Source organism: uncultured Bradyrhizobium sp., assembly GCF_936943645.1.
Lineage (GTDB): Bacteria > Pseudomonadota > Alphaproteobacteria > Rhizobiales > Xanthobacteraceae > Bradyrhizobium.
The window spans coordinates 61740-74047 of sequence record NZ_CAKZJO010000043.1 but is presented as its reverse complement, the minus strand read 5'-3'; the positions used below and the strand labels follow the sequence as shown (position 1 = coordinate 74047).

Annotated in this window: 12 protein-coding genes; 7 read left to right on the top strand and 5 right to left on the bottom strand. The window is 64.6% G+C overall.

Annotated elements, in window-relative coordinates:
- Positions 1–72 precede the first annotated feature (72 nt).
- Complete coding sequence (locus tag Q0743_RS06385; RefSeq protein ID WP_298240725.1) at positions 73–1404, bottom strand: sorbosone dehydrogenase family protein; 1332 nt, start codon at positions 1402–1404, stop codon at positions 73–75.
- A 168-nt stretch (positions 1405–1572) separates the two neighbouring features.
- Here Q0743_RS06385 and Q0743_RS06380 point away from each other — a divergent pair, with 168 nt between their 5' ends.
- The 3 genes from Q0743_RS06380 to Q0743_RS06370 all read left to right on the top strand — a co-directional run bounded on the left by Q0743_RS06380 (position 1573) and on the right by Q0743_RS06370 (position 4111).
- Positions 1573–2763, top strand: a complete 1191-nt coding sequence (locus Q0743_RS06380) for a urate hydroxylase PuuD (protein WP_298240724.1) — start codon at positions 1573–1575, stop codon at positions 2761–2763.
- A 138-nt stretch (positions 2764–2901) separates the two neighbouring features.
- The gene (locus Q0743_RS06375; RefSeq protein ID WP_298240723.1) at positions 2902–3759 is read left to right on the top strand and encodes a VOC family protein; all 858 of its coding nucleotides are present in this window, start codon (positions 2902–2904) and stop codon (positions 3757–3759) included.
- 76 nt (positions 3760–3835) lie between these two features.
- Positions 3836–4111: a hypothetical protein gene (locus Q0743_RS06370; protein ID WP_126256609.1), complete on the top strand. Its 276-nt coding sequence runs from the start codon at positions 3836–3838 to the stop codon at positions 4109–4111.
- Here Q0743_RS06370 and Q0743_RS06365 read toward each other — a convergent pair.
- Complete coding sequence (locus Q0743_RS06365; RefSeq protein ID WP_298240722.1) at positions 4108–5154, bottom strand: L,D-transpeptidase family protein; 1047 nt, start codon at positions 5152–5154, stop codon at positions 4108–4110. The two genes, Q0743_RS06370 and Q0743_RS06365, sit on opposite strands and share 4 nt — an antisense overlap.
- Before the next feature lie 185 nt (positions 5155–5339).
- Here Q0743_RS06365 and Q0743_RS06360 point away from each other — a divergent pair, with 185 nt between their 5' ends.
- Complete coding sequence (locus tag Q0743_RS06360) at positions 5340–6302, top strand: transglycosylase SLT domain-containing protein (protein ID WP_298240721.1); 963 nt, start codon at positions 5340–5342, stop codon at positions 6300–6302.
- A 63-nt stretch (positions 6303–6365) separates the two neighbouring features.
- Entirely contained in the window at positions 6366–6827 is a 462-nt protein-coding gene (locus tag Q0743_RS06355) for an NUDIX domain-containing protein (protein ID WP_298240720.1), read from the top strand.
- 9 nt (positions 6828–6836) lie between these two features.
- On the opposite strand, the gene Q0743_RS06350 is transcribed toward Q0743_RS06355, so the two are convergent.
- From Q0743_RS06350 to Q0743_RS06340, 3 genes are read right to left on the bottom strand one after another with little or no spacing between them, the layout of a single operon-like run.
- Complete coding sequence (locus tag Q0743_RS06350; protein WP_298240719.1) at positions 6837–7220, bottom strand: cupin domain-containing protein; 384 nt, start codon at positions 7218–7220, stop codon at positions 6837–6839.
- An 11-nt stretch (positions 7221–7231) separates the two neighbouring features.
- Positions 7232–7936, bottom strand: coding sequence for an SDR family oxidoreductase (locus Q0743_RS06345; RefSeq protein WP_367184856.1), 705 nt, complete (start codon positions 7934–7936; stop codon positions 7232–7234).
- Between the two features lie 39 nt (positions 7937–7975).
- Entirely contained in the window at positions 7976–9775 is a 1800-nt protein-coding gene (locus Q0743_RS06340) for a thiamine pyrophosphate-binding protein (RefSeq protein WP_298240718.1), read from the bottom strand.
- 224 nt (positions 9776–9999) lie between these two features.
- On the opposite strand from Q0743_RS06340, the gene Q0743_RS06335 reads away from it, so the two are divergent.
- Complete coding sequence (locus Q0743_RS06335) at positions 10000–10911, top strand: IclR family transcriptional regulator (protein ID WP_298240717.1); 912 nt, start codon at positions 10000–10002, stop codon at positions 10909–10911.
- A 141-nt stretch (positions 10912–11052) separates the two neighbouring features.
- Positions 11053–12297, top strand: coding sequence for an ABC transporter substrate-binding protein (locus Q0743_RS06330; RefSeq protein WP_298240716.1), 1245 nt, complete (start codon positions 11053–11055; stop codon positions 12295–12297).
- The last annotated feature ends 11 nt before the right edge of the window (positions 12298–12308 follow it).

The window sequence follows — 12308 nt, the reverse complement described above, 5'->3', positions numbered from 1 at the left end:
GTCCCCCTCACCCGGAATTTGCTCTCGCAAATTCCGGCCTCTCCCCGCACGCGGGGAGAGGCGAAGAGACCATCACCGCGGCGCGCTTGTCACCCGCCAGATCGTGCCGTTGCCATCCTCCGACACCAGCAACGATCCATCCTTCGCGACCGCGACGCCGACCGGCCGCCCCCATACTTCGGTGTCGCTCACCACGAACCCCGTGACGAAATCCTCGTACTCGCCGGTCGGCTTGCCGTCCTTCATCCTGATGCGGATCACCTTGTAGCCGGTGCGCTTCGACCGGTTCCAGGAGCCGTGCTCGGCGGCAAAGGCATCGCCCTGGTGCTCGCTGGGAAACTGCGTACCCTGGTAGAACGTCATGCCGAGCGAGGCCGAATGCGGCTGGATCAGCACGTCGGGCGCCGTCACCTTGTCCTTGAGATCAGGCCGCGCGCCGGCGTGGCGCGGGTCTTCATTGTTACCGATGTAGAACCACGGCCAGCCGTAGAACGCGCCCTCCTTCACGCTGGTGACGTAGTCGGGCACGAGATCGTCGCCCAGACCATCGCGCTCGTTGGTCGAGCACCAGGGCAGACCGGTCTGGGCCTGGATCGCAAGACCGACGCAATTGCGGATGCCGGTGGCGTAGATCTTCCGCTCCTTGCCATCGGGCGTGAAAGCCAGCACGGCCGCGCGCTCGGTCTCGCTGGCCCAGGCCGCGCCGAGCGGCTGCGCTTTCGACCACGCGTCCAGCCCGCCCGGCGGCGTGCCCAGACCTTCCGCGACATTGCTGAGCGAGCCGACCGAGACCAGCATGCGCTTGTTGTCGGGCGTGAAGACGATGTCGCGGGTGGAATGGCCGCCATCATGGGGCAGGCTTGGCACGATCGTCTCCGCCTTGCCGCGCGCCTTGACGTCGCCGGCCTGATAGGGAAAGCGGACGACGCTGTCGGTATTGGCGACATAGACCCATTGCGGATTGTCGCCGTTCGGGAAGAAGGCGATGCCGAAAGGCTGGCGCAAGCCGCTGGCAAACACCTCGTTGGTCGCGACCTTGCCGCCCTCGCCGGCGCGCAGCACGCGGATGGTGCCGGCCCGCGTCTCCGCCACGAAGACATCGCCGTTCGGCGCCACCCTGATGATGCGCGGCGCGCGCAAGCCATCGGCGAACAGCTCGATCCTGAAGCCCGCGGGCACCTGAAGCGCAGCCTCCGGCGGACGCGATACCACGCGCGACGAGCTCGCGACGGAGCGCGTGGCGCCGGGCCTGACCAGGTCCTGCGGCCGGATCAGCCTGACGGTGCCGGGCTTGTCGGCCTGCCAATCGCCATAAGCGTCCTTGCCCTGCAACACCGGCTCGGCCTGCGCACAGGTCGCGGCCAGCCCCACAGCCAGCACCACGATCGAAATTCTGCTCTTCACCTCGTCGTCCTCCCGACCCTCTGCGCCCGCGAGCCCTGCGCCCGCTGATGCCCGCACGATGTGCATCGACTACGACCATCGTACTGGAAAATGCGGCCGATCGATGCGACAGATTATATGGGCGCGGCCGCAAGTCGCGGCATCACGATCGCGATCGTTGGGAAGGTCATGTGGGGATCCATCATATCGGAATGGGCGAGCCTGCTGCTGCGTTGGCTGCACGTGGTGGCAGCGATCGCCTGGATCGGCAGTTCCTTCTACTTCATCGCCCTCGACCTCAGCCTGAAGCCGAGGGCCGACCTGCCCGATGGTGTGCAGGGCGAGGCCTGGCAGGTCCATGGCGGCGGCTTCTACCGGATCATGAAATATCTGGTCGCGCCCAGCCAGATGCCGGACGAGCTGACCTGGTTCAAATGGGAGGCCTACACCACCTGGCTGTCCGGCTTCGCGCTGATGGTGGTGGTGTATTATCTCGAAGCCGATCTGTTCCTGGTCGACAAGTCGATCCTCGAGCTCACGCCGTTCCAGGCCGGCCTGTTCAGCCTCGCGAGCCTTGCGCTGGCGTGGCTGCTCTATGAGGCCGCCTGCCGCACCGGGCTGGCCCAGCGCGAGTTGCCTTTCGCCATCGGCGGTTATCTGTTCCTGGTCGCGCTGACCTATGCCTTCACCCACGTGCTGAGCGGCCGCGGCGCCTTCAACCAGATCGCCGCGATCATCGGCACCATCATGGTCGCCAATGTCTTCACGCTGATCATCCCGAACCAGAAGAAGATCGTGGTCAGCCTGATCGCTGGCCAGACGCCCGATCCGAAGCTCGGCAAAACCAGCAAGGAACGCTCGGTCCACAACAACTATCTGACGCTCCCCGTGGTCGTGCTGATGATCAGCAACCACTATCCCCTGCTCTACGCGACGAAATTCAACTGGATCATCGTTGCGATCACTCTGGCACTCGGTCCCGTGATCCGCCATTTCTTCAACGAACGGCACGCAGGACGCAAATCGCCGTGGTGGGTGTGGGGCGTGGCGGCGGCGGGCGTGGTCGCGATCCTCTTCCTCTCCGCGGCCGGCCCGCGCGAGGCGAAGACCGCCGTGCTGTCGGCACAGCCCACGCTCGCCGACGTCGAGGAGATCGTGATGTCCCGCTGCAGCATGTGCCACGCGGCCGAGCCGGTTTGGGCCGGGATCGTCACCGCGCCGAAAGGCATCCAGCTCGATGCGCCCGAGCACATCGACCGCAACATCCGCCTCATCGGCCGCGTCGCCGCCTGGTCCAGCGCGATGCCGCCGGGCAACGTCACCGAGATGACCCGCGAGGAGCGCGCCGTGCTCGCCGCCTATCTCGAGCAGGCCCGTTGATCCGCGCCGACAGATCATTTCACGGAACGAAATTGCGGATCTCGCGCCGAATTGAAAATGACTTGACCGCTTATCCGGCGTAGACAAGACCGGCAGCCGCCGCCGCGGCTCGAAACAGTTGGCAATCGGGGAAGAACAGTGGCCCTCAAAAACGTCATCGGTATCGACCACGCCGTGGTCATGGTGAAAGATCTCGACAAGGCCGCCGAGAACTATCGGCAACTCGGCTTCACCGTCTCCCCGCGCGGCACTCACAGCGCGCATATGGGCACCGGCAACTACACCATCATGTTCGACCCCGACTACATGGAGCTGCTCGGCGTGCTCGCCGCAACCGAACACAATGCGCCAGCCCGCGCCTTCCTCGACAAGCGTGGCGAAGGCATCGAGCGCATCGCCTTCACCGCGGTCGATTCCGCCGCCGGTGCGGAGGAGATCCGCGCCCGCGGCCTGACGCCGATCGGGCCGACCGATTTCGAGCGGCCGGTGACGCTGCCTGACGGCACGGTCTCGGCGGCGAAATTCCGCACCTTCATGTGGCCGACCGCCGAAGCGCCCGGCGGCGTCCGCATCTTCGCCTGTCAGCACAAGACGCGCGAGACCGTGTGGATTCCCGAGCTGATGAAACACGCCAATGCGGCGAAGCGGATCAAGCAGACGCTGATCGCAACGCCCGAGCCGGCGCAAGAAGCTGCACATCTCGGCCGGCTGATCGACCGCGAGCCGCAGGCGGATTCCGACGGCGCCGCGACCGTGCCCTCCGGCGGCGATCGCGCCGACTTCGTCTATCTGACGCTGGAGCAGCTTGGAAAGCGCTATCCCGGCGTGCCGCTCACCGGCCTGTCCGAGCGCGGCGGCGCCGCGCTGGTACTCGTCAGCGGAGATCTCGCCGCGACGGAAAAGGCGCTGGGATCTGCCGCCGTGCGCAGCGGGTCTGCGGTCTGCGTGCCGCCGGCCAAGGCCAACGGCACCCTGCTGGCCTTTGTGACCAGCTGATTTGAACTAATTCTTTAACGCATGTTTACCCGGCGGCTCTAGGATTCCCGTGATCCAAGCCACCGGGGCCAAACGCATGTTCAAAGAGGGATCGCCGATCGCCTATGACGCGCCGGCCGAACTGAAGAAGTGGCCGTCGCTGAAGGGCGAGCGGCAGAAGGACCGCGGTCCGCCCTATCTCGTCTACAACGGCACGCTCGCCGACTGCGTCCGCGAGCTCATGGGCAAGCCGATCAAGGGCATCTCGCTCTACGACATCATGACGAAGCCGCAGGCCGCCTTCGACCAGACCGTGCTGTCGCCCGGCGATGCCGCGGAGATCGCGATGCGCAAGGATTTTCCCAAGGATTAGTTCGACGACGAGTTCGCCGCGCGCTTGCCGGCTGTTTCGCCTCGCTGCTTCGACGATGACTCGGTCGGCGCATCCAGAAAGACGACGGGCGTACCGCGCTTGACGTTCTCGCCGAGCACACGCGCATCCCAATTGGTGAGCCTGACGCAGCCGTGCGACGCCGACTTGGAAACCCTGTCGGGCTCCGCCGTCCCGTGGATGCCATAACCCTGCGCCGACAAACCGATCCAGTACGATCCCACCGGATTGTTGGGCCCCGGTTTGATCTCGAACGGCTTCTTCGACTTCACGCTCTTGAATTTGTAGTCGGGATTGTAGTGGTAGGTCGGCTGCTCGTTGGTGCCGGTGACCTTCAGCGTTCCCGTCGGCGTCGGGCGGTCCGGGCTGCCGATTGACGCCGGATAGAACGCGACCAGTCGCCCGGAGCCCTCATAAGCCTTCAGCGTCGCATGCGCCTTGTCGATCTCGATGCGAGCCACGCGCGGCAGCTCTCGCCGCGCCGGCACGTTGGCGACGACGATCGTCTCGCCGACCTTGTCGAAAGCTTTGCCCGGATTGAGCGCCTTCACCAGCTCCTCGCTCATGTGGAATTTTTCCGAGAGACCTTCGAGCGGGCTGGTGTAGCTCAGCGCCTCCAACGACTTCATGTCCTCGAGCTTGGCGGGCAGCTTCTTGAGGAACGGTCCCTTCACGTCCGCATCGGCAAGTTTGTAGTCGACGATAACGGGACCTTCGCTTGCCGCGCTCAGCTTGTCCCAGAGTTCGGGAGCGATGGTCTTGTCGATACCAAGACCATTCTGCTCCGCAAACGCCTTCAGCGCCTTCTGCGCATTTTCGCCGAACTTGCCGTCGATCTGGCCAGGAGAAAATTGCGCGCGATCGAGCAAGATCTGAAGTTTCGTCACTGCAGCGCTGGCCTTGTCCGCAGCCGGCGCCTTTTCTGGGCGCGTTGCGTCGTTCACGGCCTTTGCATCGAGAGAGCCCGCGAGCGCGGGGCACACGAACCACAGCGACATCACGGCGCCAAGCATTCTTCGCATCATGATCGCTCGTCCCATCCTGAAAACAATGATCCGCAAATCTGCGGGCAGTTTCTTCTTGGGAACACCGTAGTAACACCGAAGGAACCGGCGATATCGCAGCTTTGCCGCAATCGGAAGGTTAAGAGCTTCTTATCGCCGGCGCAGCGCTGGCCGTTCATCCCACAGTTCGAAGGCTCTCCACGCAAATGCGATTTGTCGTCGCGGCTTGCGCCGCGTTCATGATTCTGATGTGCGACCTCGATCCGTCGGCGTCCCGGCAAGCATCGACTTTCGATCACGCCGTTCTTCAGAACGATCGGCCCTCCCCACTTGTTCCTGTGGTCGAACTCTTCCTGGCAAGCGTGCAGGCGATCGAGCTCGCCAATGCCCGCGCCGCCTACGAGCAGGTGATCGAGCCGCCGCGCACGGCCGAGCCGGTCGTCGAGGCGACGGTGTCACCGACCGAACGGTTCTGCCACGCGCTTCGCGAAGCCGCGGAGGCCAGTGGCATTCCCGTGCCGTTCTTTGCCCGGCTGCTCTGGCAGGAGAGCCGCTTCAAGTCCGACGAGGTCAGCCAGGCCGGCGCACAGGGCGTCGCGCAGTTCATGCCGGAAACGGCCGCCGAAGTCGGGCTCGACGATCCCTTTGATCCCATGAAGGCACTGCCCGCATCGGCAAAGTTCCTGCGCAAGCTGCGCGATGATTTCGGCAATCTCGGCCTTGCCGCAGCCGCCTACAATGCCGGCCCGGGCCGCGTTCAGAAGTGGCTCGCCAAGGAAAGCGAGTTGCCCCGCGAGACGCGTGACTATGTCCGCATCATCACCGGCACCAAGGCCGAAGACTGGACCGAGCGGTCGGAAGCCATCGCGATCCGCATCGACCTGCCGCGCGAGGCACCATGCGAAGGCGTCGGCAGCCTGTCGAAGATCAAAGACGTGGCCTGGGTTCCCGTCAACCTGACGCCATCAGCCGTCGCGTTCATCCGCAAGGCCGAACAGCTCGCCGCGCGGCTGGCGACGAGCCGCGCCCGCAAGCGGTTCGCAACGCTGCTGCGAAAGAGCGCATCCGCCCACGGCAAGGCGCGCAGCATGATTGCAGCGCGCGCCGCCGGAAAGAGTGTAAAATCCCGCAACATCCGACTGGCCTTGCGCGAACGGCCGTCGGGTTAAGATTTGGAGCCGCCCGCCCTGGGCGGTTCCAACGTCGATCGTCACGCCCGCACGGAACCTGCGATGCCATCGAAGAGTGCCGGGATCATCGCCTATCGGAAGCGTCAAGAACTGGAGCTTCTCCTCGTTCATCCCGGCGGGCCATTCTGGCGCAACAAGGATCTCGGTGCCTGGTCGATTCCGAAGGGGGAATATGCCGACGCGGAAGATCCGGAGGCCGCCGCGCGGCGGGAATTTGCCGAAGAGCTTGGACTTGAGCTGTCGGAGTCGCTGACCACCCTTGGTCAGGTCAGGCAACGCGGCGGTAAGCTCGTGACCGCCTTCGCAGCCGAGCTCGATCTCGACGTGAGAGGCATTCGCAGCAACACATTCGAAATGGAATGGCCGCCACGGAGCGGCGAACGACAGACTTTTCCAGAGGTCGATCGCGCCGAGTGGTTCCCCCTCGATGTGGCGCGGGAGAAGATCAACGCGGGACAACGACCGCTGCTCGATCGGCTGGAGAAGCTGGTGGCCGGCGAATAGAGGCGCCGCTCACACCGGCTTGTCGTCGTCCGTCACCGGCGAGGTCACCACCAGGAAGACGAGATCCGTCATTCCGGAATTCGAAATGGCGTGCTCGACGCCGGGCGGCAGGAAGATCACGTCGTGCTTGCGTACCACGTGGTTCTTGCCTGCAATCTCCATCAGCCCCTCGCCTTCGAGCACGTGATAGACCTGCTCCTGCACCTTGTGGTGATGCCGCGCGACGTGCGCCATCGGCTGATACATCGAGATGCGGTAGTCGATGCGGCGCGAGCCCGCCGTCTCCGGCATCACCAGGGGCTTCGACAGCGCGCCGCCGAAATGGTTGGGGAATTCGCGCCAGGGCACTTCGGCGATGTTTCGGATGAAGGCGCCGCCAGTTTCCTCGATCATATCAGTGCTCCCTAGTTCACCAGCGCGCCGCCGTCGATGTAGACGATCGAGCCGGTGGCAAAACCGTTCGCCATGAAGCTTCCGATCTGCTGCGCGATGTCCTCGGCCATGCCGACGCGGCCGACCGGCAGCGCGGCGGCCGTCCTGGCCAGCATCTCCTTGCGCGCTGCTTCCGGCATCGCGGCCCGGATCGGCGTGTCGATCACGCCGGGCGAGACCGCATTGACGCGCACCGGCGCCAGTTCGAGCGCGAGCGCGCGGGCGAGCGATTCCAGGGCCCCGTTGGCCGCGCTGATAATCGCCGAATTCGGCCGCGGCCGGACGCTGAGGAACCCGGTAACGAGCGTCAGCGAGCCGCCGGGCCGAATCTCGGCCTCGCGCGCGACGCGCCAGGCGCCCCAGAATTTTCCTTCCATCGTCGCGCGCACATCTTCCATGGCGACCGTCTTGAAAGGCCCCGTGCGAAGCTGCGCGGCCGTCAGGACGACGTGATCGACCGGGCCGGTGCGGCGGAACAGCTCGGCAACGCTCTCGTCGCTGGTGACATCAGCGGGGATCGCCGTCACCTTCAGCTGCTCGGCGACTGGGCCGAGCTTTGCGGCGCTGCGCGAGGCGATGACGACGTCAGCGCCGGAGCGCTTGGCGAGCTCCGCCGTGGCAAGTCCGATGCCGGAGGAGCCGCCGACCACGACGACCTTCTTCCCTGCGAGAGTCATTTCTCTCTCCCTGATCAGTTCTTGATTGATGACTTGCGATCAACCCGGCTGGAAACGCGTGCCGATGCCCGCCTTGCTCTGGCCGAGACCGGGCAGCTCCCAAACGCCGGCGCCGGCAGGATTGACGTCGGCGGCGATGTCGACGTCGATCAGATAGGGCCTGTTGGCGGCAATGCCCTTGCGGATGGCTTCGCCGATGTCGCCGGCGCGATCGACCCGCACGCCCTCGACGCCGCAGGAACGCGCCATGGCCGCAAAGTCGGGATTGTAGCGCTCGCCCGTCTCCGGATGCTTGAAGTCAGTCGCAAGCTCGCGGCCGCCGAGATAGCCGCGCTGAAGGCCTCGGATCGAGGCATAGGCGTAATTGTTCCAGACCACCCAGACCACCGGCAGATTGTACTCGACCGCGGTGCCGAGCACGTTCGCATGCATGAAGAAGGCACCATCACCGCACACGGAGACGCAAGGGCGATCCGGAGCTGCGAATTTCGCGCCCATCACGCCGGCGACCCCAAAGCCCATCGGACCGAAGCCCATCGAGCCGATCAGCGAATCCGGCCGCTTCGGCTTGCAAAAGCCGAGCAGCCAATTGTGGTGCACGCCGATGTCGGAGACGAGGATGGCGTCTTCCGGCAGCGCCTTGTCGATCTCTGCGGCGGCGCGCTGCGGATTGATCGGCGTGGTGTCATCGGAGAAACCGGGCGCGACGAACTTGTCCCATTCCTTGCGGTAGCCGTCGATCTGCGCCAGCCATTTCTTCCGCGCGTCCGACCTCTTGAAAAGGTTGTCGCGGCGGTCGAGCTCGGCGTGCACCTGCCGCAGGAAGGTGCGGACGTCGGCCATCAATCCGAGCGCGACGGGATAATTGCGGCCGATCTCCTCGGGATCGATGTCGACATGGATCAGGCGCGTCGGCGGGATCGTGAAGGAATAGCCGGGGATCCACGAGCTCGAGGTCCGGTCGTCGAAGCGGACGCCGAGCGCCAGCAGCACATCGGCCTGGCGTGTCGCATGATTGGCCTGGTAATGCCCGGCGCGCGCGACAAGGCCGAGTGCGAGCGGATGGTTGACGTCGAGCGCACCGAGCCCGCTTGCCGATGCCGCCACGGGAATCTGCAGCCGCTCGGCGAGCTTGCGCAGCTCCTCCGCCGCGCCGCCATAGCGCACGCCCTGGCCGACCAGCATCACCGGCCGCTCGGCCGAAAGCAGCATGTCCACGGCCTTCTCGACACCTTCAGGATCGGCGCCGCAGCGGCTGGAAATGTTGGCACTCCAGTCAGCCGCCTTCGGCGCCTCCTCGGCCGCGGACTCCATGAAGACGTCGAAGGGGACATCCACCACCACGGGCCCGGGTCGCCCCGTGACCATGGTCTTCCAGGCCTGCCGCACCGCGAGCGGCACCATCTCGCCGCGCGTCGGCTGAAACACCTTCTTGCAGATCGTCTTCACGGTGGAGGGAAAGTCGGCCTGATAGTGCCGGTACATCTCTTGAAACGCGCCGCGATTGAATTGACTGGTCGGCACGTTGCCGGTGATCGCCATGAACGGCACGGAATCGAGGAAGGCGTTGGCCAGCGAAATCGGCAAATTCGCCGAGCCTGGGCCGCACGAGGTGAAGGTCGCCGTCGGCCTGCCCGAGACGCGGTAATAGACGTCGGCCATGAACCCCGCGACGCTCTCGTGATGCACGGAGATCGTCTTGATCTCCTGCGAACGCTCGTACAGCGCGTCGATGAACTGGATGTTGCCGTGACCGCAGAGCCCGAACACCTGCGGAACCTTCTCCTGGATCAGATAATCGACAATGACCTGGGCGCCATTGAGCATGTTCTTCGGCATCAACCCGTCTCCCTTTCAGCCCACGACTTCTTGTGGACCGAGGCGGAGAACACGGCGCGGTCGTCGCTGAGCCGCGGGCACCCTATTTCTCATAATGCTGTACGTCAATTTATATTGTGGTATGCTTCCCGCAGCGAAATTGCGGGCTCTGGCTCCGACGATGGCAACGTTGCGTGCTACTGTCGCGGCATCGAGTCACGAATTTGCCAGAGGGGGCCTCGGCCTTGAGATCGCGTACCAAGCCTACGGCCGGCGAGAAGCCCGCAAGCCCGCGCAAGGCCGATATTGCCAAGCTGGTCCCCGCTCCCAAAGCCGATGGCGACGATGAGGCCGAGGACAAGCAGCGCGGCGGCGGCGTTCAGTCGCTCGGTCGCGCCTTCTCGATCCTCGAGGAAGTGGCGCACCACCGCGAAGGCATCGGACTTGCGGAACTGAGCAAGCTCGTCGGCCTGCACAACTCGACCACTTTTCATCTCGCCAAGACGCTGGTCTCGCTCGGCTACCTCCGTCAGGAGAAGGACAACAAGCGCTACCGGATCGGCCGCCCGCTGTTCGCGCTCGCGGCATCCGCGCTCGACGAGATCGAGATGGTCAATGTCGCAACGCCGATGCTGGAAGAGCTGTCGCGCCAGACCAGCGAAAGCAGCCACTTTGCCGTGCGAATGGGCGACGCCGTCATCGTCATCGCGCGCACCAGCGGCCCCGGCGCCTTCCAGCTGACCGACCGCGTCGGCGTGGTGCGTCCCGCCCATTGCACCGCGCTCGGCAAGATCATCCTGGCTTCGCTACGGCCCGATCAATTCAAGCGGTTTATCGATCGCGCGGAGCTGAAGCCGTCGACGCCGAAATCCATCACCGATGCCGGTGTGCTCTCGCGCGAGATCGCCGAGGTGCAGCGCACCGGCGTTGCCTTCGACGACGGCGAGTTCAATCCGGAAGTGCGCTGCGTTGCCGTGCCCGTCACCGATTTCACCGGGCAGGTGATCGGCGCGCTCGGCATTTCCGGGCCGATCTGGCGCCTCTCCAACCAGGCCCTGCACGAGGGCGCGCAGATCGTGCAGGCCGCCGCCGACCGCCTTTCGGCGGAATTCGGCGCCAAGGACCGCGCCCACAAGGCGTTCAAGCAGAAAGTCTGAGCGGCGCACCAACCGCGATTTTGCCGGTTGACACCGGCGATGACGTTCGGGATTATCCTCCAGCATTAGAAAAACGTCTCTCACAATATCGGACACCCGATTTGAAGAAGGGACAACCGATGCACCCGGGAGGAGACAGACATGATCCGCTATCCGCGACGGACGGTGTTACGCGCGGGCGCAGCCTTCGTCGGCGCGTCCGCACTGGGGTTTCCGGCCATCGTCAGAGCGCAGGCCGACAAGATCCGGATCGGCCATCTGACGCCGCTGACGGGCTTTCTCGGCGTGATCGGCAGCTATGCGCAGCTAGGCGTGAAGCTCGCGGCCGAGGAGATCAACGCCTCCGGCGGCGTGCTCGGCAAACAGATCGACCTCATCTCGGAAGACTCGATCAATCCAGCCACCGCCGCCACCAAGGCGCAGCGCATGCTGGAGCAGGATGGCGCCGTGGTGCTGCTGGGCGAGATCTCCTCGGCGTCTTCGCTCACCATCATGCAGGTCGCCGAGCGCAACAAGAAGATGTTCTTCTCGACCGGCGCCCGCTCGGACGCGCTGCGCGGCAAGAACTGCAACAAATATTCGTTCCACTGCGACATCCCGAACACCGTGATGGTGAACGCGGTCGGCACCGCGCTGTCGCAAAAGGGCATGGTGAAGGGCAAGAAGTTCTTCACGCTCACGGCCGACTACATCTTCGGCCATGACCTGTTGAAGGCCGCGAAGGCCTTCTTCGGCACGCACGACGCCAATCTGATCGGCGACGAGCTGATCCCGACCGATGCCACCGATTTCAGCCCGTATCTGCTGAAGGTTCGGCAGGCCAAGCCCGACGTGGTCTGCTGCAATCTCGCCGGCAACCAGGTCACCAATCTCGTCAAGCAATATGCCGAGTTCGGCCTGCCTTATCCGCTGGTCGGCTTCAACCTCAACACCGGCGATGCCTGGGCAGCGGGCGCCGGCAATCTCAGCGGCACCTGGCCGACGGTCTGGTATCACACGCTGGACAATCCGGCCTCGAAGGCCTTCGTCGCGGCCTTCACCAAGAAATACGGCAAGCCGCCGGAGAACCACGCCTGGATCGACTACGTCACGTTGAAGCTGCTGGCGGAGGCGATCAACACCACGAAATCGACCGAGAGCGGCGAGCTGATCGCCTATTTCGAGAAACAGACCCAGTTCGACATCGGCAAAGCGCGAAAGGCCTATTTCCGCAGTTGGGACCACCAGCTCGTGCAGGAGGCCTATCCCTTCACGGTGAAGCCGAAGGACCAGATGAAAGACCAGTGGGACATGCTGGTGCTGGGCGAGGCGGTGCCGGCGGCGAACGACCCGCTGGAGACGATCTATCCGACCAAAGAGCAGAACCCTTGCGAGATGAAGGCCTGACGCGCGGCCTG